The following is a 22,960-nucleotide window of genomic DNA, read 5'->3' as shown; positions in this document are numbered from 1 at the left end:
GTCTCAGTCCGTCGTCAGTTCGCGCAGATAGAAGGTATTGCAGCCGCCGTGTCCGGTCGCGCCCATCGCATGATCGATGCGATGGAATCCGCTGCGTGCGTACAGGCGCATCGCCGCGTCCATGCCGGTGAGCGTTTCGAGATAGCAGCGCGCGAAGCCGAAGCCGCGCGCGGCGTCGAGGCAGCGCGTCATCAGCGCTTCGCCGGCGCCGAGGCCGCGGAGGCTCGGCAGGAAATACATCTTGCGCAGTTCGCAGGTGTCGGCGTCGCCGCCGGTCAGCGGCGCGATGCCGCCACCGCCTTCGACCGTGCCATCGCCGTGCGCGTCGACGCGCTCGACGACGAAATAGGCCGAACGCGGCGCGGAATACGCGCGATGCATCCAGTCCACTTCCGGGTCGTTGATCGCGAAGCCGCTGCCGCAGGCGCCGAACTCGGGCATGACGCGGCGGATGATCGCGGCGATCGCGGCGTCGTCGCGGGCTTCGATTGGGCGGATGCGGAAGGAGGGTGCGGCGTGGGAGATCATGGGCGTGGGGGCGTCAGTGCGTGGAGGGATGCAGGCCACCCTGTTCGAGCCGGCGCGCGAACTCGTCCGGTTTCAGGCCGGGCGCGAACAGGAAGCCCTGCGCGATCGGCACGCCGAGCCGCAGCAGGAACTGGCGCTGCGCTTCGGACTCCACGCCTTCGGCGACGAGCCCGAGGCCGAGGCTGCGGGCGATGCCCACGACCGCCTGGCATACGGCCACGTCGGAGTGGTTGGTCGGCACGCCTTCGACGAACAACTGGCTGAGCTTCAGGCCGTGGATCGGCAGCCGGCGCAGATAGTTCAGCGCGCTGTAGCCCTCGCCGAAATCGTCGATGGTCAGCACCACGCCCATTTCGCGCAGGTCGGCGAAGGTGCGCAGGGTGTCGGGCGCGTCCTCGATCAGCACGCGCTCGGTGAATTCGAGCTCCAGTGCGGCGCCGGGCAGATGGAATTCGTCGAGGATGCGCTGCACCGCTTCGGCGAGATCCTCGCCCACGAACTGGCGGTAGGAGACGTTCACCGCGACCCGGACGATGCCGAGCCCCGCGTCGCGCCACGCGGCGACCTGGCGGCAGGCCTCGCGCAGCACCCAGCTGCCGATGCGCACGATGTCGCCGGTGGTTTCGGCGTGGCTGATGAAGCGGTCCGGCCGCAGTTCGCCGAGCAGATGGTTCTGCCAGCGGATCAGCGCTTCGGCGGCGACCACGCGACCGCTGAGCAGATCGACCTGCGGCTGGTAGACGAGGTGGAACTCGCCGTTGTCGGCGGCGCGGCGCAGATGCGTTTCCATCCACAGCCGGTCGGCCTGGGTCTGCGCCAGCGCGGGCGTGAACGCCTGCCAGGCGTTGCGCGAACGGCGCTTGCTGTCGTACATCGCGGCGTCCGCGTTCTGGATCAGCGACTGCGGGCGTTCGCCGTCGCCGGGCGCGCGGGCGATGCCGATGCTGGCGGTGATGGTGAATTCCTCGTTGTCGAAGCGGAAGCTGTCGTTGAGGGCATGCAGGATCGCGCCCGCGATGCGCTCGGGGCGCTGCGCGTCGTCGGCGAGATTGCACATGACCAGGAATTCGTCGCCGCCGAAGCGCGCGACCAGACCTTCGCCGGCGACCGCGGTGGAAATGCGCTGCGCGGCCGAGGCCAGCAGTTCGTCGCCGGCGGCGTGGCCGAGTACATCGTTGATGACCTTGAAGCGATCGAGGTCGATGTAGAGCACGGCGACCGACGCGTGCGCCGGATCCTGCATGCGCAGGTCGAGTTCGACCAGGATCGCGTCGCGATTGAGCAGGCCGGTGAGCGGATCGGTGCGTGCCTGCACGCGCAGCGTTTCCTCGGCGTGCTTGCGTTCGGTGATGTCCTGCAGCGTGCCGACGATGCGCGACGTGCCCGGGTCGGCGGTGTCGGCTTCGCCGATCACGCGCACCCAGCAGGCGTGGTGGTCGCTGCGCAGATATTGCAGCTCCAGATCGAAACTGCCGCCGGTCTCGATCAGCCGGTCGACGGCGGTGCGCAGGCGCATGCGGTCGCCGGGCGCCACGCCCGCGATCATTTCTTCGATGGTCTGCGGCAGCGGGCTGCGACCGAGGATGCGCTGCGCTTCGTGGGTGAGATAGAGCCGCTGGCGGCCGCGATCCCATTCCCAGCCGCCGATGTGGGCGAGGCCCTGGGCGCGATCGAACAGCACGTTGTCGCGCTTGAGCGTGGTGACGTCGCTGAACATCGCGAAGACGTAGTCCGGCGCGGTGCCTTCGGCTTCGAACACCGGCACGCTGGTCACCGAGATCCACGACATGCGCTGGCTCGGCACGTAATACAGGCCGACGACCGTGTTGCTGATGACCTGCGCGCGCTCCAGCGCCTGGGTGGTGGGCCATTCGCGAAACGTCAGCGGCCGGCCGCGGGCGTCGACGATCTTCCAGTTCTCCGGGCGCAGCAGTGTGTTCACGGTCTGGCCGGGGCCCGCGCCGATGGCGCGGTGCGCGGCCGGGTTGGCGGTGACCACGCGCATGTCGCGGTCGAACAGGATCACGCCGACGTCGATCGATTCCAGCAGCAGCCGGTAGCGGTTTTCCGCGGTCCAGCGATTGCTGAGGTCGCGCGCCACCGCGACCATGCGCCGCTTGCCCTTGTAGTCGAAACCGGCGGTATGCACCTCCACCGGAAAGCGGCTGCCGTCGCCGCGCATGTTGGCGACTTCGACGACGTAGGTCTCGCCGCGGCTGAGCGCTTCCCACACCGGCACCATGTGATCCTTGGGCAGGTCGGGATTGAGCACTTCGATGGGTTGGCCGACGATCTGTTCGCGCGGGCGTCGATACGCGGCGAGGCCTGCCTTGTTGAGATCGAGGACGGTGCCGTCCCAGTCCAGGATGCTGACCGGATCGGGCACGGCGTCGAACAGCGCGGTGTAACGCAGGCGTTCGGATTCGGTTTCCGCCAGCGCCGCCAGCAGTGCGGCGTGCGCGCGCTCCAACAGCCGCTGCGCGTCGGCCGGGGCGATGTCCGGGTTGCGCCGTGCGCGATCCAGTGCGTCGAGGGTCTGCGTCGGATCGACGGACGTCGGAGGCACGGCATCGTCGCGGGCGTCGGTCATGCGGCGACGCTCCCCGAGGCGTCGCCGCGCGCCCGCGTGACCTTGCTGCCCGTCTCGCGGCCGAGCAGCCGCGACAGCCAGCGACCGGTGTCGCTGAGCGCGTCGAGATCGATGCCGGTGTCGAAGCCCATGCCCTGCAGCATATACGCCACATCCTCGGTCGCGACATTGCCGCTGGCGCCTTTCGCGTACGGGCAGCCGCCGGTGCCGGAAACCGCGGCGTCGACCACCCGCACGCCGGCGTCGAGGCAGGCCAGCAGGTTCGCCAGCGCCTGGCCGTAGGTGTCGTGGAAATGCACCGCCAGCGCGGCCATCGGCACTTCCTCCGCCACCGCGCGCAGCATCGCCGCCGCTTTCGATGGCGTGCCGATGCCGATGGTGTCGCCCAGCGAGATTTCGTAGCAGCCCATCGCGTGCAGCGCTTTCGCCACGCGCACGACGTCCGCGAGCGGCACGTCGCCCTGGTAGGGGCAGCCGAGCACCGTGGACACGTAGCCGCGCACGGCGACGCCGTCGGCCTGCGCGCGTGCGATCACCGGCGCGAAGCGCTGCAGCGACGCTTCGATCGAGGCGTTGATGTTGCGCAGGTTGAAGGCTTCGGAGGCGGCGGTGAACACCGCGATCTCGTCGACGCCGACGGCGCGCGCGCGCTCGTAACCCTGTTCGTTCGGCACCAGCACCGGGTAGCGCACGCCGGGGCGCTTGGCGATGCCGACGTAGACCTCGGCCGCATCGGCCAACTGCGGGACCCAGCGCGGGCTGACGAAGCTGGTGGCCTCGACGCTGCGCAGGCCGGTGGCGGAGAGGCGATCGATCAGTTCGATCTTGGCCGCCGCGGGCACCAGGGTCTTTTCGTTCTGCAGGCCGTCGCGGGGACCGACTTCGACGATGCGGACCGCGTCGGTCATGGCGTGATCTCCGGTGCGATGCGCTGCAGCGTCAGCGTGCCCATGCCGTTCGCGTCGCTGTCGAACAGCGTTTCGCCGCGCGCGCGCAGCAGCGCCGCGATGGCCTTGCGGCTGCCTTCGACGTGGACGTTCGATGCGTCGAGGCGACGGCCTCTCGCCTGGCCCTTCGCGAGGGGGCGCATCGTTTCGTCCCCGTCGGCCAGCCAGACCGTGGCGCGGTCGCCATCGATGCGGTAGCGCGCCAGAAACACGCTGCCCCGCGGCGCCGTGCGCAGCATGTCGCCGTTGGCGTTCATCAGGCGGTCGGCGACCGCCGGGGCGAAAACAAGATAGCGGGACGCGTCGAGCGCGAACCCCGCGAGCGTGGTGGTGTAGGTGCCGCCGTTCTCTTCCGGCCACTGCATGGTGCAATCGGCCGAGACCACGATGTCGCGGTCCTGCGGGCCCCCATTGACCGGCCGCCACTGCCCGGCCAGCGCGGGATCGCAGGCGAGCGTCGCGACCGGCGCACGCTCGAAGGTGACGCAGGCGGTGAGGGCCAGCAGGGCGAAGGCGAGCGCCGCGCCGCGCAGGCTCATGGCGTCAACACCACGAGCGCGATGTCGGCCTCGACGAAGTCGCCGGCCGCGACGCGGATCTCGGCGACGATGCCGGCGCACGGCGCCTTGAGCGTCAGCTCCATCTTCATCGCTTCCATCACCAGCAGTTCCTGGCCTTGTTCGACACGATCCCCCACCTGTGTTCGGATCAGGACGATGCGCCCGGGCATCGGCGCCAGCGCGCGGTCGCCGGCGGCGCCGGTCTGTTCGCTCGCGGGCTGATAGGCCGGCACCCGCGCGAACCGCCAGCGGCGTTCGCCGTCGTGCACGTCCAGTCGCGAGGATGCGCCGGAAGCCGGGCCGGCGTCCAGACGCAGGCGATGGCCCGCGCCGTCGAACCGCGCGGACAGGACATCGTCTTCCAGGCGCGCGCCGCGGACCTCGACGCTGCCGGCGTCGTCATCGATGCCGAGGGTCTCGATCCGGTAATCGCCGCCGCTGCCGTGGGCGACGAGGGTGTGGCGCGCGCTGCCGTCGTCGAGTACCAGCCGGCGTTGTCCGCCATGGCCCAGACGCCAGCCGTCGGCGACGGCCCAGGGCGAGGTCGGGTCCGCGCTGGCGGCGGCCTGCGCGCGGGTCTGCGCTTCTTCGCGCAGCAGTGCGGCGGTCGCGGCGGCGGTGCGCGCCAGGCGCAGCTGCGCCGCGGTCGGCGGCGCCGGCATGAATTCGTCGAGCGCGCGGTCCAGCGTGCCGGTGTCGATGGTCGCGCCGACGATGTCCGGATGGCGGATCAGGCGTTCGAGGAAAGCGATGTTCGACTTCGGTCCGTCGATCGCGCACTGCGCCAGCGCATCGCGCAGGCGGGCGAGGGCGCGCGGCCGGTCCTCGTCCCAGACGATGAGTTTCGCGATCATCGGGTCGTAGAAGATGGTGACGACATCGCCTTCGATCACGCCGCCGTCGATGCGGGTATGCGCGTCGGGCTTGGGCAGGCGCAGGCGCGTGAGCTTGCCGGAACCGGGCAGGAAGCCGGCTTCGGGATCTTCCGCGTACAGCCGCACCTCGATGGCGTGGCCGCGCTGCGCGATCTCGTGCTGCGCCTTCGGCAGGGCTTCGCCGGCGGCGACGCGCAATTGCCACTCGACCAGATCGAGGCCGGTGACGTATTCGGTGACCGGGTGCTCGACCTGCAGCCGGGTGTTGATCTCCATGAAGTAGAACTTTCCATCCTGGCCGACGATGAATTCGACCGTGCCGGCGTTCTGGTAATCGATCGCGTGCCCGGCCTGCACCGCGGCCGCGCCCATCGCCTCGCGCAGTGCGGGCGTGAGGAACGGCGAGGGCGATTCTTCCAGCACCTTCTGGTAGCGACGCTGCGCCGAGCATTCGCGTTCGTTGAGGTGGATGACGTTGCCGAAACCGTCGCCGAAGATCTGGATCTCGATGTGCCGCGGTTTTTCGACATAACGTTCGAGCAGCACGCGATCGCGGCCGAAGGCGTTGCGCGCCTCGCGCTGGCAGCTTTCGAGATTGGGCAGGAATTCCGCGGACGTGCGCACGATGCGCATGCCCTTGCCGCCGCCGCCGTGCGCGGCCTTGATCATCAGCGGATAGCCGATCGCGTCGGCCTCGCGCTGCAGCAGATCCGGCGACTGGTCTTCGCCGGTGTAGCCGGGCACCACGGGCACGCCCGCGGCGTGCATCAGTTGCTTGGCGCCGGCCTTGCTGCCCATCTTGCGCATCGACCCCGCCTTGGGGCCGATGAACACGATACCCGCGGCCTCGACCGCGTCGGCGAAATCCGCGTTCTCGCTGAGGAAGCCGTAGCCAGGATGGATGGCGTCCGCGCCGCTGCGTTTCGCGACCTCGAGGATGACCTCGCCGAGCAGATAACTCTCCTGCGGCCGCGCGCCGCCGATATGGTGCGCTTCGTCGGCCAGACGCACGTGCTGCGCGTCGGCGTCGGCATCCGAATACACCGCGACAGTGCGGATGCCGAGCCTGCGGCAGGTGCGGATCACGCGGCACGCGATCTCGCCGCGGTTGGCGATGAGGACTTTGGAGAACATCATCGTGGAGAGCATCGTCGTTGCGCGCATGGATTATTCGGAATCCCAGTAATCGAGCGCTTCGCCGCGCCTGCCGATAGTGAAGAAATCGTCGGCGGCGAAGCCGGTGCGGACGAGGAACTTGTTCGAATCCGGATACTCGCAGACGTCGGGATATTCCATCGTGCTCACGGCGAGGAATTTCAGCGGCGCGTCGCCGGTGTTGACGAACTGGTGCGCGGTTTCGGGGCCGCCGGGGGGGCAGGCGATCACGTCGCCGGCGCGCACGGCGTGCGCCGTGTCGCCGAGCCGCAGTTCGCCCGTGCCTTCGACGATGAAGAACAGTTCCTCGTTGACGCGATGGCTGTGCTGCGGAAACGCGGCCTTGCCCGGAGGAATCACGGTGAGATTGCAGCCCAGCTTCCTCGCCCCGATCTTCTCGCCGATCGGAGCGAGGCGTGCGTCGAAACGTGCCGGCGGTTCGCTCTGTCCGCGCGCCCGCGCGCGTTCGCGCAGGCCGACGAATTCAAGCGCGTCGAGGTTGACGATCCCGGCACCGGGGGCGGGCGTTCGCGCGGCGTCGCTCATGCGGTCGGTTCCGGTGCGTGGCAGACGGCTTCGATGTTGTGGCCGTCGGGGTCGATGACGAACGCGCCGTAGTAGTTCGCGTGGTACTGCGGGCGCAGGCCGGGCGCGCCGTTGTCGATGCCGCCGGCGGCGAGCGCCGCGGCATGGAAGGCGTCGACCTCGGCGCGGGTGCCGGCGCTGAAGGCGATGTGCATGCCCCGACCGGCTTCGCCGGTGCCGGTGCCGATCCAGAACTGCGGGCGTCCCGGCGGGCCGAAGCCGCAACCTTCGTAGCCGCCGCTCATCTCGCGGGTCACATCCATGACCACGTCGAAGCCCAGTGGGGCCAGCGCCTTGCGGTAGAACGCGCGGCTGCGCGGGTAATCGACGACGGTGAAGCCGAGATGGTCCAACATGCGATCGCTCCTGTCGGGGGAGAGGGGAGACGGGCTCAGGGCGCCCAGCCGGCCTTGCGCTTTTCCAGGAAGGCGGCCAGGCCTTCCTGGCCTTCGGGAGACACCCGCAGGCGCGCGATGAGGTCGGCGTTGTCGCGATCGAGGCGGCTGCGGTCGTGGCTGGCGACGACGCGGCGCACCAGCATCTTCGCGTGGCTCGCGGCGTGCGGACCCGCCTTCAACAGCAGATCGATCTGGCGGTTCACCGCGGCATCGAGCGCATCCGCGGGCACCACCGCATGCAGCAGGCCGATGCGCTGCGCCTCGGCCGCGTCGAAGATCTCCGCGGAGGCGAACCAGCGCCGGGCCTGGCGCGCGCCGATCGCGTCGACGACATACGGCGAGATCACCGCGGGCAGCAGGCCGAGCTTGCTTTCGGTCAGGCCGAATTTCGCTTCCGGTACGCCGATGGCGATGTCGCAGCAGGCGATCAGCCCGACGCCGCCGCCGAAGGCCGCGCCCTGGACCCGGGCGATCGTGGGATGCGGCAGTTCGTCGAGAATCCGCATCAGCCGTGCGAGCGCCAGGGCGTCGGTCCGGTTCTCGTCCTCGGTGGCGTTGGCCATGCCGCGCATCCAGTTCAGGTCCGCGCCGGCGGAGAAGCTGGGGCCTGCGCCTTCGAGCACGACCACCCGCACCGTGCGGTCTTCGCCGACCGCGATCAGCGCGGCGGTCAGGGTGCCGATCAGGTCGGCATCGAAGGCGTTGTGCAGGTCCGGCCGGTGCAGGCGCAGCCGCACGATGGGCCCATTGCGATGGTGCTGCAGCGCGTCGGACATGCGCGGATCCCCTGTTCTGGTCCATGATTGCGGAGTGCCGAATGATATCCGTTCGCCTGCGGCGGCGACGCCGGTCGCGGTTCCTGCCGCGAATTTGATCCGGATCGGTTCCGCGCTCCGCCGGCTGGTATAGAATGAGAACAATTCTTATTTGGAGCCGGACGTGAAGCTGAACGAGCTGCCGCCACGCACCCGCGCCATCGTCGACGAGGTGCTGGACCAGGACCCGCACGACAACATCGCGCGGCGGCTGCGCGAGTTGGGATTCGTCGCCGGCGAGCCGGTGGAAATCGTGGCCGCCGGTCCGTTCGGCGCCGAGCCGCTGCTGGTCCAGATCGGCTACACCCGCTTCGCCCTGCGCCACAACGAGGCCGCACGGGTACGACTGCGCGAAGAGGCGGCGGCGTGAGCGCAGGCTCGGCACAGGCGCCGCGGCTGGCGCTGGTCGGTAATCCCAATTGCGGCAAGACCGCCTTGTTCAACCTGCTCACCGGCAGCCGCCAGAAGGTCGCGAATTACGCCGGGGTGACCGTCGAGCGCAAGGAAGGCCGGTTGCAGACGCCGTCCGGTCGTCCATGGGTGCTGCTGGATCTGCCCGGCGCCTACAGCCTGCATGCGGCGAGCCTGGACGAAGCGGTGACCCGCGACATCTGCCGCGGTTTCTACCCCGGTGAGCCGGCGCCGGACCTGCTCGTGTGCGTGGTCGACGCCACCAACCTGCGCCTGCACCTGCGCTTCGCGCTGGAAGTCCGCGCGCTCGGCAAGCCGATGGTGCTGGCGGTGAACATGATGGACGCCGCGAAACGTCGCGGCATCGAGATCGACCTGCCGGCGCTGCAGCGCGAGATCGGGGTTCCCGTGGTGGAGACCGTGGCCGTGCGCCGCGACGGCGGTCAGGCGCTGCTCGCGCAGCTCGATGCCATGGCCGACAGGCTGCATCCGCCCGCGCACGGCATGGCCGAAGGTGCGGATCTGCATGCCGAGACCCGACGCCTGATCGATCTGGCGGTGCGCATGCCCACGCGCACCGCGCGCGTGGACGATGCGCTCGACCGTTGGCTGCTGCACCCGGCGATCGGACTGATCACGCTGGCGCTGGTGATGTTCCTGATCTTCCAGGCGGTGTACGCCTGGGCCACGCCGCTGATGGACACGATCGATCTCGCGACCGTCTGGCTGGGCGATCGCGTCGGCGCGGCGATGCCGGAAGGGCCGCTGAAAAGCCTGATCGTCGACGGCGTGATCGCCGGTCTCGGCGGCGTCGTCATCTTCCTGCCGCAGATCCTCATCCTGTTCGCCTTCATCCTCGCGCTGGAAGAGTCCGGCTATCTGCCGCGCGCGGCGTTCCTGCTCGACCGGGTGATGCACAAGGCCGGTCTCTCCGGGCGCAGCTTCATTCCGCTGCTGTCGAGCTTCGCCTGTGCGGTGCCCGGCATCATGGCCACCCGCAGCATCCAGGATCCGCGCGACCGCCTCGCGACGATCCTGGTCGCGCCGCTGATGACCTGTTCCGCGCGGTTGCCGGTGTACGCGCTGCTGATCGGCGCCTTCATTCCCCGTCGCGAAGTCGCCGGCGTGTTCAATCTGCAGGGACTCGTGCTGTTCGGCCTGTATGCGGCCGCGATCGTCAGCGCGCTGCTGGTGGCGACGGTGATGAAACGCTGGCGCCGGGACAAGGGGGAACACGCGCTGCTGCTGGAACTGCCGTCGTACCGCATCCCCAATCCGCGCGATCTGCTGATCGGCCTGTGGGAGCGGATGATGATCTTCCTCAAGCGCGTGGGCGGCATCATCCTCGCGCTGACCATCTTGCTGTGGTTCCTGCTGTCGTTTCCGGGCGCGCCTGCGGACGCCGTCGGCCCGGCCATCAATTACAGCTTCGCCGGTCGCATCGGACAGGCGATGACGGTCGTGTTCGCACCGCTGGGTTTCGACTGGCGGATCTGCATCGCGCTGATTCCGGGCCTCGCCGCGCGCGAAGTGGCGGTGTCGTCGCTGGCGACGGTGTACGCGGTGTCCGCGGCCAACGACGACATCGCCGCGCAGGCGCTGTCGCCGCTGATCGCGCAGGACTGGTCGCTGGCCACCGCGCTGTCGCTGCTGGTCTGGTACATCTACGCGCCGATGTGCATTTCCACGCTGGCCACGATCAAGCGCGAGACCAACTCCGCGCAGAAAATGATCGTCGCGATCGTCTATCTGTTCGGTCTGGCCTATGCGGCTTCGTTCGTCACCTACCAGCTCGCGGTCGCGCTGGGGGCGGGCTGAGCATGTCGCCGCAGGCCTCGCTGACGCTGCAGTATCTGATCGTGGCCCTGGCGGTCGCGGTCAGCGCGTGGGTGGTGTTCCGCAAACAGGCGCCGGCCGCCGCGCGGCGCCTGCGCATCGCGCTCGCGCTGCCGCTGGTGCGCGAAGGGCGTCCGGCATGGCTGCGCGCATGCGGGCGCCGGATCGCGCCGATGCCGATGGCCGTCGCGGACGGTTGCGGCGGCTGCAACGACTGCGGGCCGCGCGACCGCTGACCGCGTCGGCACGCTCGCGTCGAAACGCCCGCGCCGTCGCGGCGCGGGCGCGGTGACTCACATCTGTCTCGGCTTCGGTTCTTCGCGCGACGAAGGATCGAACAGGTACTGATCGAGCGAGGCCTGGGTGAGCTCGGGCGTCTTGTTCAGGGTCTTGTTCTGATCGACCAGCTTGCTGTCCGGCCCGTAGTTGTAGGCGATCGTCACGTCCTTGCCGCTCACCTGCGCTTCCTGCAGGTTGGCGATCACGCCCGGCGTCAGCAGGGTGCGGTCGTGCGCGACGTAACGATTGTTCTCGCGGTCGAACTGCAGCACGTGGCGGTCGGTGACTTCGACGACGCGGCCCGCGGTCTCGCTGCCGTTCTGGATGTCGGCGCGCGCCATCGGCTTGTCGGCCTTGGCGTAGCGGTCGTGCAGTGCGTCGAAATCGTGCTGCTGCCCCTGGACGTTCTCGCGGATCCGGTTCTGCAGGCCGGTGATGCCCTCCCGCGCCTCGGCCCAGTCGCTCTGCCACATCGAACTGACGTACCAGGCGCCGAGCGGGCCTTCCTTGCGCAGCTCCGGACGCTTCTGCATGTCTTCCATGGTCGGCATGGTCACTTCCGGAAACACGATCTCGCCGCGTTCCTTCTTCGCGATCAGCACCGGAGTGTGGAACGAGTTGTCGTACACGCTCGCGGTTTCGACCATCTGCAGCGCGGCCGGCAGCATGTGCATCGCGCGGTTGTAGCGTTCCGCGATCTTGTCCGGGTCCACGGCATGGCCGCCCTGGGCGACCCGGTTGAGCACGCGCTGCTGGTTGATCAGCGAACTTTCGGTGGTGACGAACACCATGTCGACGTCGTAGCCCTTGCCGCGCGCTTCGTCGAACATCGCGAGTTTGCCCTGCGTCGACATCACCGTCTCGAACGCGAAGTCGTGGCCGCCCCGCAGTTCGGCCTTGCGCGCGTCGTCGGCCAGGATCGCCGCGAACCCGTTGCGCTGGTCGACATTGCTGACGCCACGGCCGAGTTCGGTGGCGATCTGCTCCTCGCTCATCCGCGAGCCCATGTACCAGATCTTCCCGACCAGGGGCAGTTCCGGCATGTTCGGTTCGATGACTGCGGCGTATCGCCGCCGCGTCTCGGCATCTTCGATCGGCTGTTCGAGCCGCTTCGCGATGTCGTCGGCGTTGACGTAACGATCCTTCGGAAAGTGGGGGTCTTCCATCAGTCCCCGGGTGACCGTGCTCTTGCCCGACCCGTTGGGTCCGGCCAGCACCACCATCTTCGGTCTACCGGCCTGCTCCCTGCCGTCGAAATCTTCCATGGCTCATGCCCCCTCGCCGATCGGTTCGATGCGTCCATCGGGATAACGCCTGCACCAGGCGCCGTTGACTCTGACCACCTGCGGCAGTCCGAGTGCGGCGGCTTTTTCGACCGCGTCCTGCACCGCCTCCGCCATGAGGCCCTCGGCGCGTTCCCGGCCGATCTCGTCGATCACTGATTTGCTCACGTGTGCTCTCCTGCTGTTGACGGGCGTCGCCGCAGCGGAAGGGACCCTGCACGAAGCGTCCGGCCGCGGATGACGGTCCGACTTTCGGCGCGGGCGGGAGGGATGTCAATCGCACCCCGATGCATGGCGCCGGGGCAGGGCGTCGAACGGGGGCGGTCCGCTCAGTGCTTTCTGGGCTTCGCGCCCCTGGCCTCGAAGACTTCCACCGAAAGACTGAAACTGCGCTCGTCTCCGGCATGCATCGCGCCGACGCCGACGACCTTGCGCGCGACTTCGTTGCCGCGTTCGTCGCGGATCACCACGACCACCGAGTATTCCCACGGGTCGCCATCCGCCGGGTGGCGGATGGTGCCCTCGACCTGCAGCGGCACCTGGTTGGGTTGCGCCGGCCGCGCGTCGGAGTCGTAGCGCAGATAGTGCTTGCACGCGGGACAGATCACCGCGCTTTCGAGAATGGTCGCCTTGCAGTGCGGGCACTCGCGGGTGGCGCCCGCGGTGCCCGGGCGCGTGCTCATGCTTCGGGAGCCGACTCCGCCTTCACGCCGGATTTCTGCGTACCGCTGGTTTCCCAGCCGCAGTCGATGTGGCCGCGGATCTTCGCGCCGGCCGCGACCGTGAGCGTGCCGGCCTTGATGTCGCCGATCAGCACCGACGTGTCGAGCAGTTCGACCCGCGCCGCGGATTCGATGTTTCCCTCCAGCTCGCCGGCCACCACGACCTTCTTTGCGCGCACGCCGCCGTTGAGCCTGGCGCCGCGCTCCAGCGACAGATCGCCCTGGACGTTCACGTCGCCCTTGAACTTGCCGGCGATGCGGACGTGGCCGGAGCCTTCGATCTTGCCTTCGATGGTGAGGTCGGCGGCGATCAGCGACTCCTTCGCGACGGGCGCGGTTTCCACCGCGGCGCTGCCGCGCGGGAAGGTGGCGGGCGAGAAATCGGTGTGCGCCGGCGGCGTCGCGGCTTCGCGCGCGGCGAAGCTGGGCGTATCGGCGACGGGCGGGGCGTCTTTCTTGCTGGAGGAGGACTGATTGAAGATGGCCATGTCGGAAGGACTCCGGAAACGCCGACGGCATGCGGCAGGACTTCGCACCATAGCCCCGCGGCGATGGCACCGGTGTGACTGCGGCAGCAGAATCGCAGCGGCCGCCAGCCGCGATGTTTCTCCCGCGTTCATCAATGCGTGCGTGCGCGTCGCTGGATCCACAGGTCCTTGGCCCAGACGAACAGGATGGCGCCGGCGATCAACGCGAGAAAACCCGCATCGTCGTACCAACCGAACGCGTCGCCTGCGGTGCGCGCCATCAACACCAGGAATATCGCCCGCCAGAAGCCGATGTGGCGGCCGAGCGGTGGGCCGCTGCGTTCGCGATGGCGCACCCAGGCGGCCATGCCGGCGAACACCAGCAACAGACCGACCGCGACACCCGCGGCGATGCCGTCGCCGGGCGCGGCCCAGAGCAGACCCATCGCGAGGGCCGTCATGAGCGGGATCGCGGCGGCGTGCCATCGCGGCGCGGGTGCCTCGCCGTCCGCCAGCGCCTGCCAGCGGGCGAAGCACCGATACGCGAGCTGGCCGAGCCACACCGAGCCCAGCAGCGCGAACGTGGCCGCCGCGAACCGCGGCCACGAGAGCGCCTGCAGCACATCGCCGGCGCTGTCCTGGCGGTGCAGGAGCGTCAGCAATCCTGCGTACGCCAGGGTGATCAGCGTCGAATACGCGAACAGCCGCGCGATCGAGACCGCCCAGCGCGGCTTCGACAGGCGCATGCGGTCGCCGGCGGCGTCCCAGAACGCGATCTGATCTTCGCGGATCGGTGGCGGCAGATCGTCGAGATCGCCGTAATCCAGATGCTGCAGGAATTTGCGTACCGCGGTCGGATAACCCGGCATCAACCCGGCCCACAGCACCTGCGGCCACTGCAGCGGCCGCGTGAGCTGACGCAGGATGCGGGCCGTCTGGCGCAGGTTGGAGGCCACGCTGCCGCCGTCCTGTCCGGTACGTTCGGCCAGCGCGCGCATCTGTTTCGTCTGCACTTCCCACGCCAGATGAAGGCGGTGGCGCAGGCGCTGGATCGTGTAGGCGTCGTGCTCGCCGTTCAGATCGAGCAGCCCGAAGAAATCGGCGACGACATCGAAGCGTTGCGCCTGGATCGGCGGGCGCCGCATGTGCCACTGCTGCACCAGCCATCCTCCGATCTGCGCCTTGCGCGCCAGCGACCACAGCGCCGGTTGCGCATGCAGCCAGCGTTCGAGATCGCCGTGGCGGCTGTGGACGGCCAGCGCGATCAATTCGTCGAGGAATGCGGTGGCGTCGAACGCATCCGCATCGTCGATCTGCGCCGCAACACGCGCGCGCGCCCCGACGGTTGCGGTGTCGTTCGCCTGTACGCGATCCAGCAACGTGCGCGCTGCTTCGACCTGCGCGTCGATATCCTGCAGCGCAGCCAGCACGTCCGCAGGCAGTTCGATGGCCGCCGCGTTCGCGTCGGTCGGGGGCTGCGTCGCATCGTCGCGCGGAATATCGTCGTCCTCGACATCGTCCTCGACATGCGCCTCCGGCGGCCTCGACTGCACCCACGCCAGCGCGGCGCGATAGGCTTCGTTGAGCGACTGGAAGCCTTCCGGATCGTCCTCCGGCCGCGTCGTCTTCAACTGCGCCGCATACGCGCGCTTGACCGCGCGCTCGTCGGCATCGGCGCGCAGGCCGAGGCGGCGCAGGGCCCAGTTCACGACTGCGGCTCCAAAGGTTTTTTCCTGCCCGAAAGACGCATGCGCCTGCGCAGGTCCAGCGCCCAGACGACGAGCGAAATCAGAAACACCACCGACAGCACCAGGGCATGGAAGCCTTCGGACATCAGCAGCGCGGGCAGGGTCGCGAGCCCGAGGATCGCCAGCAGGAAGCCATGCTGCCAGTGCATGTTCGCCCTGATCCAGCGCGGCAACCTTGCCGGCGTCGAGGCCGTCCTGGCGGCGCCTCTACGCATGATCGCGGCGACCAGCGCGAATACGCTGAAGAGGATCGGCAAGGGGCTCGCTTCGTACTGCATCGTGCCGGCGCCGGCGGCCAGCAGGAGTGCGGGGACCGCCATCCGGTGCAGGATGCGATGCCAGAGCGCTTCCGGGTCCGGACGCGACTGCCAGTGCAGAAACGCCCGCAGCGTCGCATAGGCCAGCCAAATGCCGGTGAATGCGGAAAAACACGAGACGAAAACATCGCCCAGCGTATCCAGACCGCCCAACGTGCCCGGCGCGAGCAACAGCGTACCCGCGACGATGAGGGCGACGATGCCGATCGCGGCGACCGCGCTGCGCAGCACGGCGACAAGCAGGCGCCACGGCGACAGGCGCGCGGGATCCGTCGCGGCGCGCCAGAAACGCGCCTGCGCGCGGTCGATCCGGGGCGGGAGCGCATCCAGGTCGATCTCCACGCCGCCGATCGTCTGCAAAAGCTTCCTGATCGATGCGGCCTGCCATGGATCCAGAGCGAGCCAGAGCAGCGACGTGATCGATTCCGCGCGCGCCAGATGCGGATGTTGGCGTGCGACCGCGACCATCGCCTCGGTCTCCCGTCGCTTGCGCAGGGCCTCGGGGTCATGTCCGGCGTCCGCACGTTCGATGCGGTTCGCAACCGGAGGCGCCTGGTTCGCCTGCCGGGCCCAGCGCCATGCCTCGTTGACCCGCGCCCGCAGGCCCTGCAGCGCCAGCGGATCGTAGCCGCCGTGCAGTTCGTGATAGCCGAAGAAATGGGCGATGCGATCGAAATTGCGATCCGGCATCGGCGGTGTGCGCTCGTGCATCGCGCGCAGCAGCCAGTGCCCGATCATGGCCTTGTGCTGCAGCGACCAAAGGATCGGTTGCGCGTTGAGCCAACGATCGATCACCCTCGGATCGCCGTCGCGCGCGGAGGCGAAACAGTCGTCGAAGAATCGCTCCACGTCGAACGGTTCGCTTTCGCTGTCCGTCGCATCGTCCGCGCGCGTGGCCGGCGCTTCCGCAGTGGTCTCGATAGCCGGTGGCGACGGGGCGTCGGGGGTCGTTTCGGGTGAAGAGTTTCCGTCCGCGGCGCGGTCGTTGTCGGCTTCGACGGCTGCGGGTTGCGTCGTGCGCTCCTCTTCGGCGTCGCGCGCGTCCACGTCGTCCAACTCGCCCGCGTCGCGCGCGCTGCGCCAGGCCAGCGCGGCTCGATACGCCTCGTTCAACGCCTGAAACCCCTGCGGATCTTCCTCCGGTCGCGTGGTCTTCAGCTTCGCGGCGTAGGCGCGCTTGATCATGCGTTCGTCGGCGCTGGGGTCGATGCCGAGCGTTTCGAAGATGCGGTTCATCGTACGCGCTCGCTCATCCATCGAACGCCCCCAACAGCTCCGCCAGCGCCAAAACGATGCACACCACGAGCAGCGCGGCACCGAAACGCACCAATGCGAGTTTCAGTCGCGGCAGCGACCAGACTTCGCGGTTGCCGGCGGCCGTCCAGAAACGCACCTGGTCCGCGCGCAGCCCTTGCGGGATGTTGTCGGGATCGTCGCAGCCCATTTCGATCAGGAAGTTCGACAGCGTGGTGGCATAACCGGGTTTCAGCATGCGCTGCAGATCGCGTAGCAGGTTGGGTGGATCGAGCAGTTGGCGGTGTTCGCGGTTCGCGCCGTCGAGCAGCCAGCGCTCGCGCTGCCGGCGGGTTTCGTTCTGCTGCGTTTCGAGTGCGCTGGTCTCGCGTTGCTGTGCACTTTCCTGTCCCAGCATGCGCTGTCGCGAGGCTTCGGCGCTCCATGGCGGCGCCGAAGGCCGGGAACCATGGGATCGGAAGCGCAGTCGCTCCCCGTGCCAGATCCCGTCGAGATCCGCGCGCAGCGCGCGCAACGCCAGCGGATCGATCGCGTTGTGCAGATCGTCGTAGCCGAAATGCTCGGCGAGTGCGTCGAAGTTGCGTTCGGGCACCGGCGGGCGGCGCGCGTCGAGCAGGCCCAGCAGATGTTCGCCGATCTGGCGTTTGCGCTGCAGCGACCACAGTGCCGGGTGCTCGGTCACCCATGCGCGCAACATCCCCGGATCTTCGTCGTAGGCGGCGCGCAGGCAGTCCTCCAGCAGCGCATCGAGATCGGCGGCGTCGCGTGCGACATCGCGCATCTGCGTGCGTGCGCGATACCCCGGCACGGGCTGCGCATTACTGCCAGACGGTGTGCCGGCATCGGGATCGGACGGCGGTGCGGCAGCCGCATCGCGCGTCGCGCGCGATGTCTCTTCGTCGCTGGGTGCTTCGTCTTTCGCTTCTCCCGGCTTTGCCGCGATGTCCGCATCGGTCGAACGGGTGCGGACATCGGCGCACCACGCCAAGGCGGCTCGATACGCCTCGTTCAACGCCTGAAACCCCTGCGGATCTTCCTCCGGCCGCGTGGTCTTCAGCTTCGCGGCGTAGGCGCGTTTGATCGCGCGCTCGTCGGCATCGGGCCCGACGCCCAGGGTGTCCAGCGCCCAATGCATGTCGCTGCGCTTCAGGCCTGCGCTTCCAGCGCGTCCAGCGCTTCCACGAACTGGCCACGCTGGCGCGCGATCAGCGTGTTGTCCTGGGTGTCGAGGATCGCGCGGAAGTGCATGATCCATTCCTGCAGGCGTTCGCGTTCGTGCAGGAATTCCTCGTACAGGCGCTCGGCGCGCGCGAGCACGGCGATGTTTTCCTGCTGCTCGCGCGGGTGGACCTTCAGTTCGGCCAGCGCGGCCAGCCGCGCGCGGATTTCCTCCGGCGTCATCAGGCCCGGATTCTGTTCGAGCAGCAGTTCGTGCCGGCGCTTGCTCGCATGCTCGGTCACTTCCACCTGCAGCAGGCCGTTGATGTCGTAGGTGAAGCGCACGGTCACGCCGTTCTCGTCGGTCTGGCGACGCTTGTCCAGATCGACCGTGATCTCGCCGAGCTTGATGTTGTTCGCGACCAGCGGGTTCTCGCCCTGGAAGATGTCGATGGTCAGCTTCTGCTGGTTGTCGTGCATCGGAAAGAACTGGTCCTCGCGGCTCACCGGCACCGTGCTGTTGCGCAGGATGATCGGATGGAAGAAGCCGGTGTGGATCTGGCCGTTCGGGTCGCGGCGCGCGATCTGCGTGCCCAGGGTGTAGGGGCAGACGTCGGTGAGGATGATTTCCTCCAGCTTCGCGTCGCGCGACTTCAGCCCGGCGGCGACGCTGGCGCCCAGCGCGATGGCCTGGTCGGGATTCACATGGCGTAGCGGCAGGCGGCCGAACATGCGTGACACCAGCCGTGCCACCAACGGCATGCGGCTGGCGCCGCCGACCAGCACGATCTCGTCGAGCTGCGACGGCTGCAGTTTCGCGTCGCGCATCGCGCGCTCGATCGGCGTGCGCATGCGCTGCACCAGCGGCTCGGCCAGGCGCGCGAAGCGCTCTTCGTCGATGCTCCAGACATAGTCGCGGCCGCCGATCGCCATCTGCAGCGGCGCCACGGCGGTGCCGCCGAGTTCGCGTTTCAGCAGTTCCAGGCGTCGCCGCAGCTGGCCGTATTCCTGCGCGAGGATCGCCGGCTGCCGCAGGTGGTTGTCCTGGCAGAAGGCTTCCACCAGCACGTCGAGGAAATCCTCGCCGCCGAGGAAGTTGTCGCCGGCGCTGGCGTGGACTTCGAACACGTTCTCGAAGCATTCGAGAATCGACACGTCGAAGGTGCCGCCGCCGAGGTCGAACACCAGGAACCGGCCTTCGCCGTCGCGGTTCTGCAGGCCGTACGCCAGCGCGGCCGCAGTCGGTTCGTTGATCAGACGCTCCACGCGCACGCCGGCCAGTTCGCCCGCGGTGCGCGTGGCCTTGCGTTGCGCATCGGAGAAATACGCCGGCACGCTGATCACCGCTTCCTCGATCTTCTCGCCGAGCGCGGCCTCTGCGTCGGCCAGCAGCGAGCGCAGCACCAGCGCCGACAGTTCTTCCGGGCGGAAACTGCGATCGCCGAGTCGGGTTTCGCGCGCGGTGCCCATCCAGCGCTTGAACGACGCGACGGTGTGATGCGGATGGCTGATCAGCCGTTCGCGCGCGGCCTGGCCGACGAGCACGGTGCTGCCGTCGACGCTGACGACCGACGGGGTCAGCACGTCGCCGAGCGCATTCGGGAACAGCCGACTGCCGGATTCCGAATATGCGCCGACGAGGGAGTGGGTGGTGCCGAGGTCGATACCGACGATCATGTCGCGAAGGGCTCTGCTATGGGGTGGAATCCGGGGAGGGGCAGGCGCGGAAATCGCGCACGTTGGACAGGCGGAACAGCATCGGCCGCACGCCGGCGAGTTCGCCATCGCCCAGCAGCACGCTGAAATCCGCGAAATGCGCGGTCGCCGTCGCTTCCCAGCAGCCCGCGGCGGCGAGCGCGGCGGGCGGCGAGACCGGCGGCGTGCCGTCGTCGCGATCCAGCACGATGGTCGCGAACGCGCGCTGCAGCGGTGCGGATGCATCGTCGCTCTGCGCTTCGGGCACGAAGGCGAAATGCCAGGCGTTGTTCGGTTCGTAACGCAGATGACCTCGCCATTTGCGCTTGCCGGCGACCAGCAACGCACCGCCGAACGGGTTGCCCTCGGCATTCGGCCGGTCGAGGTCGACCGGCGTGCGTCGCGGATCCACTTCGACGTAGCGACCGCCGTCGTCGACATACAGCCCGCGCACCGCCGCCAGCCTGAGACCTTTCGGCAGCGTGGCGCGTACGTTGTCGAGCGCCTTGCCTTCGAGGCATTCGGCGGGATCGGGATCGCCCAATCGCATCAGCGCCTGTTCGAGACGCGCGCAGTGCGCGGGGCCGGCGGCCTGCGCGGCGACGGGCACGGCGATGAACGACAGCGACGAGAGAATCGCGAACGCGCGGCGGCGCCACATGCCGGCCCGCCTCACATCCGGAACACGCCGAAGCGCGCCGGTTCGATCGGTGCATTGAGCGATGCGGAAATCCCCAGGCCGAGCACGCGCCGGGTGTCGGCGGGATCGATGACACCGTCGTCCCACAGGCGTGCGGTGGCGTAGTAGGGATTGCCCTGGGTTTCGTATTGCGCGCGGATCGGCGCCTTGAACGCGTCTTCCTCTTCCGGCGTCCACACCTTGCCCGCGGCTTCGATACCGTCGCGGCGCACCGTCGCCAGCACGCTCGCGGCCTGTTCGCCGCCCATCACGCTGATCCGCGCGTTCGGCCACATCCACAGGAAGCGCGCGCCGTAGGCGCGTCCGCACATCGCGTAGTTGCCGGCGCCGAAACTGCCGCCGATCACCACCGTGAACTTCGGCACGCTGGAACAGGCGACGGCGGTGACCATCTTCGCGCCGTCCTTCGCGATGCCGGCGTTTTCGTATTTGCGGCCGACCATGAAGCCGGTGATGTTCTGCAGGAACACCAGCGGAATGCCGCGCTGGTTGCACAGTTCGATGAAATGCGCGCCCTTGAGCGCGCTCTCGGCGAACAGGATGCCGTTGTTGGCGACGATGCCGATCGGATAGCCGTGCAGATGCGCGAAACCGGTGACCAGGGTCTTGGCGTAGCGCGCCTTGAATTCGTCGAAATCCGAGCCGTCGACGATGCGCGCGATCACTTCGCGGATGTCGAACGGCCGGCGAGTGTCCTTCGGCACGATGCCGTACAGCTCCTCGGCCGGATACAGCGGTTCGCTCGATGCGCGCACCGCGACCGGCAGCGTCTTGCGGCGGTTGAGGTTGCCGACCAGATTGCGCGCGATCTGCAGCGCGTGACGGTCGTCCTCGGCGAAGTGATCGGCCACGCCGGAGACGCTGGTGTGCACGTCGGCGCCGCCGAGCGCTTCGGCATCGACCACTTCGCCGGTCGCGGCCTTCACCAGCGGCGGGCCGCCGAGGAAGATCGTGCCCTGTTCCTTCACGATCACGCTTTCGTCGCTCATCGCCGGGACGTAGGCGCCGCCGGCGGTGCAACTGCCCATCACCACCGCGATCTGCGGGATGTTCTCGGCGCTCATCCGCGCCTGGTTGTAGAAGATCCGGCCGAAATGCTCGCGATCCGGAAAGACTTCGTCCTGCAGCGGCAGGAACGCGCCGCCGGAATCGACCAGATAGATGCACGGCAGTCTGTTCTCCTGCGCGACCTGTTGCGCGCGCAGGTGCTTTTTTACCGTCATCGGGAAATAGGTGCCGCCCTTGACCGTGGCGTCGTTGGCGACGATCACCACCTCGGTCCCCATCACCCGGCCGATGCCGCAGACCATGCCGGCCGCGGGTGCCGCGTCGTCGTACATGCCCTCGGCCGCGAGCGGCGCGATTTCCAGGAACGGCGAGCCGGGATCGAGCAGGGCGGTGATGCGGTCGCGCGCCAGCAGCTTGCCGCGCTCGGTGTGTTTGCTGCGGGCCTTCTCGCCGCCGCCTTCCGCTGCGCGCGCGAGGCGGGCATCCAGTTCGGCGACGAGTTCGCGGTGGTACGCGACGGTGTCGCGGAACTCCTGGGATTGCGGGTCGAGGCGGGTGCTCAGCACGGGCATGGCGCAAGGAGGCTCATCGTCGAGAAGGACAAGGATACCCGTTGCGCCGGTCGCACTGATCGCGTGGATTGAGGCAGGCTCCGAAAAAATGCGTGCCGGAAAAGAAGAGACCCGCCGCAGCGGGTCTCTCGGTGACGCCCGGACGGGTTCCGGCTTATTTCTTGGCTTCTTCCGCGGCAGCGTTCGCCTTGTCGGCCATCGCGTCGGCCTTGTCGGCCATCTTGTTCGCGGCGTTGGCGGTGGCGTTCGCAGCGTCGGCGGTCGCTTCGGCCGCAGCGGCCGTGGCCTTGTCGGCGGCTTCGTCGACGGTCGCGGTCGCTTCGCCCACGGCTTCGCCGGTCGCGGCAGCGGCGGCGTCGACGCTCTGGGTCGCGGCATCGCCGGCGGCCTTGGCGGCATCGGCGGCGGCATCGCCGGCCTGATCCATCGCGGCGGCGGCTTCAGCCGCTTCGTTCTGGGCGGTTTCGGTTTCGTTCTTGCAGGCCGACAGCGCGAAAACACTTGCGGCGAGCAGGACAAAGAGCTGACGGTTCATTCGGATTCTCCAGTGCATGGGATGTGCGTGGCGGCATCGGGTCTCGGGAGCCGGCGGTGGCGGCGTCTGTGCCGGGCGCCGGTCCCCCCTCGTCGCGCCGCCGATACTAGAGCGCCAGGTCGCGCCGCACCACCTGTTTGCGAACTGCATGGCCTTGCGCTCGATCCGCACGATTGCGATCCGGCACGTATCGGCCGCCTCCGGACATCACAAGAACCACCGGGGCGGGTCATCGGGTCAAAAAGAAAGACCCGCCGAGGCGGGTCATCAGGCCAAAAAGAAAGACCCGCCGAGGCGGGTCATCAGGCCAAAAAGAAAGACCCGCCGAGGCGGGTCTTTCTGGGTACAACCTTCGAAGCAAGAATTACTTCTTGGCTTCTTCGGCAGCCGGAGCGGCAGCGGCGTCGGCCGGAGCAGCGGCGGCGTCGGCCGGAGCGGCAGCGGCGTCGGCCGGAGCAGCGGCGGCGTCGGTGGCAGCGGCGGCGGCGTCGCCAGCGGCGGCGACGGCGTCGCCAGCGGCGG

The 22,960-nt window shown here is 68.6% G+C and carries 22 protein-coding genes; 3 read left to right on the top strand and 19 right to left on the bottom strand.

The annotated features are described in order from the left end of the window. Window positions 1-3 precede the first annotated feature (3 nt). The 8 genes from ABD974_RS17250 to ABD974_RS17215 are packed head-to-tail and all read right to left on the bottom strand — an operon-like array spanning window position 4 to window position 8,414. On the bottom strand, window positions 4-528 hold the full coding sequence (locus ABD974_RS17250; RefSeq protein WP_345304584.1) for a GNAT family N-acetyltransferase: 525 nt from the start codon (window positions 526-528) through the stop codon (window positions 4-6). 13 nt (window positions 529-541) lie between these two features. Continuing rightward, window positions 542-3,118 carry a sensor domain-containing protein gene (locus ABD974_RS17245; protein WP_345304583.1) on the bottom strand — a complete coding sequence of 859 codons (2,577 nt, stop codon included), beginning with the start codon at window positions 3,116-3,118 and terminating at the stop codon, window positions 542-544. Next, entirely contained in the window at window positions 3,115-4,026 is a 912-nt protein-coding gene (locus ABD974_RS17240) for a hydroxymethylglutaryl-CoA lyase (RefSeq protein ID WP_345304582.1), read from the bottom strand. The genes ABD974_RS17245 and ABD974_RS17240 overlap by 4 nt, the downstream gene beginning before the upstream one ends. Then, window positions 4,023-4,604, bottom strand: coding sequence for a hypothetical protein (locus ABD974_RS17235; RefSeq protein ID WP_345304581.1), 582 nt, complete (start codon window positions 4,602-4,604; stop codon window positions 4,023-4,025). Before ABD974_RS17235 ends, ABD974_RS17240 begins: the two co-directional genes overlap by 4 nt. Then, window positions 4,601-6,634 (bottom strand): acetyl/propionyl/methylcrotonyl-CoA carboxylase subunit alpha, encoded by a 2,034-nt coding sequence (locus tag ABD974_RS17230; protein WP_345304703.1) that lies wholly within the window; start codon window positions 6,632-6,634, stop codon window positions 4,601-4,603. Before ABD974_RS17230 ends, ABD974_RS17235 begins: the two co-directional genes overlap by 4 nt. Before the next feature lie 33 nt (window positions 6,635-6,667). Then, window positions 6,668-7,201, bottom strand: a complete 534-nt coding sequence (locus tag ABD974_RS17225) for a cupin domain-containing protein (protein ID WP_345304580.1) — start codon at window positions 7,199-7,201, stop codon at window positions 6,668-6,670. Next, window positions 7,198-7,596 (bottom strand): VOC family protein, encoded by a 399-nt coding sequence (locus ABD974_RS17220; protein WP_345304579.1) that lies wholly within the window; start codon window positions 7,594-7,596, stop codon window positions 7,198-7,200. The genes ABD974_RS17225 and ABD974_RS17220 overlap by 4 nt, the downstream gene beginning before the upstream one ends. A gap of 35 nt (window positions 7,597-7,631) precedes the next feature. Beyond that, entirely contained in the window at window positions 7,632-8,414 is a 783-nt protein-coding gene (locus tag ABD974_RS17215) for an enoyl-CoA hydratase-related protein (RefSeq protein WP_345304578.1), read from the bottom strand. A 163-nt stretch (window positions 8,415-8,577) separates the two neighbouring features. Here ABD974_RS17215 and ABD974_RS17210 point away from each other — a divergent pair, with 163 nt between their 5' ends. From ABD974_RS17210 to ABD974_RS17200, 3 genes are read left to right on the top strand one after another with little or no spacing between them, the layout of a single operon-like run. Further along, the gene (locus tag ABD974_RS17210) at window positions 8,578-8,823 is read left to right on the top strand and encodes a FeoA family protein (RefSeq protein WP_345304577.1); all 246 of its coding nucleotides are present in this window, start codon (window positions 8,578-8,580) and stop codon (window positions 8,821-8,823) included. Then, entirely contained in the window at window positions 8,820-10,682 is a 1,863-nt protein-coding gene (gene feoB, locus ABD974_RS17205) for a ferrous iron transport protein B (protein ID WP_345304576.1), read from the top strand. The genes ABD974_RS17210 and feoB overlap by 4 nt, the downstream gene beginning before the upstream one ends. 2 nt (window positions 10,683-10,684) lie before the next feature. Then, window positions 10,685-10,936, top strand: a complete 252-nt coding sequence (locus ABD974_RS17200) for a DUF6587 family protein (protein ID WP_345304575.1) — start codon at window positions 10,685-10,687, stop codon at window positions 10,934-10,936. Window positions 10,937-10,993: 57 nt separating this feature from the next. Here the strand turns inward: ABD974_RS17200 and ABD974_RS17195 are convergent, their stop codons facing one another. The 11 genes from ABD974_RS17195 to ABD974_RS17145 all read right to left on the bottom strand — a co-directional run bounded on the left by ABD974_RS17195 (window position 10,994) and on the right by ABD974_RS17145 (window position 22,438). Beyond that, window positions 10,994-12,244, bottom strand: a complete 1,251-nt coding sequence (locus ABD974_RS17195; RefSeq protein WP_345304574.1) for an ATPase — start codon at window positions 12,242-12,244, stop codon at window positions 10,994-10,996. A gap of 3 nt (window positions 12,245-12,247) precedes the next feature. Continuing rightward, a complete protein-coding gene (locus tag ABD974_RS17190) occupies window positions 12,248-12,430 on the bottom strand; it encodes a hypothetical protein (RefSeq protein ID WP_345304573.1) in 183 nt (60 codons plus the stop codon). A gap of 161 nt (window positions 12,431-12,591) precedes the next feature. Beyond that, complete coding sequence (locus tag ABD974_RS17185; protein ID WP_345304572.1) at window positions 12,592-12,945, bottom strand: hypothetical protein; 354 nt, start codon at window positions 12,943-12,945, stop codon at window positions 12,592-12,594. Beyond that, window positions 12,942-13,472 (bottom strand): bactofilin family protein, encoded by a 531-nt coding sequence (locus ABD974_RS17180; protein ID WP_345304571.1) that lies wholly within the window; start codon window positions 13,470-13,472, stop codon window positions 12,942-12,944. Before ABD974_RS17180 ends, ABD974_RS17185 begins: the two co-directional genes overlap by 4 nt. A 131-nt stretch (window positions 13,473-13,603) precedes the next feature. Next, window positions 13,604-15,160: a J domain-containing protein gene (locus ABD974_RS17175; protein ID WP_345304570.1), complete on the bottom strand. Its 1,557-nt coding sequence runs from the start codon at window positions 15,158-15,160 to the stop codon at window positions 13,604-13,606. Further along, window positions 15,157-16,752, bottom strand: coding sequence for a J domain-containing protein (locus ABD974_RS17170; RefSeq protein ID WP_345304569.1), 1,596 nt, complete (start codon window positions 16,750-16,752; stop codon window positions 15,157-15,159). Before ABD974_RS17170 ends, ABD974_RS17175 begins: the two co-directional genes overlap by 4 nt. A 13-nt stretch (window positions 16,753-16,765) precedes the next feature. After that, complete coding sequence (locus ABD974_RS17165) at window positions 16,766-17,905, bottom strand: J domain-containing protein (protein ID WP_345304568.1); 1,140 nt, start codon at window positions 17,903-17,905, stop codon at window positions 16,766-16,768. 11 nt (window positions 17,906-17,916) lie between these two features. Continuing rightward, window positions 17,917-19,605, bottom strand: coding sequence for an Hsp70 family protein (locus ABD974_RS17160; protein ID WP_345304567.1), 1,689 nt, complete (start codon window positions 19,603-19,605; stop codon window positions 17,917-17,919). Window positions 19,606-19,621: 16 nt separating this feature from the next. Then, window positions 19,622-20,284, bottom strand: coding sequence for a hypothetical protein (locus tag ABD974_RS17155; RefSeq protein WP_345304566.1), 663 nt, complete (start codon window positions 20,282-20,284; stop codon window positions 19,622-19,624). Between the two features lie 11 nt (window positions 20,285-20,295). Further along, the gene (locus ABD974_RS17150; protein WP_345304565.1) at window positions 20,296-21,903 is read right to left on the bottom strand and encodes a carboxyl transferase domain-containing protein; all 1,608 of its coding nucleotides are present in this window, start codon (window positions 21,901-21,903) and stop codon (window positions 20,296-20,298) included. A gap of 154 nt (window positions 21,904-22,057) precedes the next feature. Continuing rightward, a complete protein-coding gene (locus tag ABD974_RS17145) occupies window positions 22,058-22,438 on the bottom strand; it encodes a hypothetical protein (protein WP_345304564.1) in 381 nt (126 codons plus the stop codon). Window positions 22,439-22,960 lie beyond the last annotated feature (522 nt).

The sequence above is a fragment of the Lysobacter hankyongensis genome (assembly GCF_039543145.1).
Classification (GTDB): Bacteria; Pseudomonadota; Gammaproteobacteria; order Xanthomonadales; family Xanthomonadaceae; genus Lysobacter_I; species Lysobacter_I hankyongensis.
This window is presented reverse-complemented; position numbering and strand designations above follow the sequence as displayed.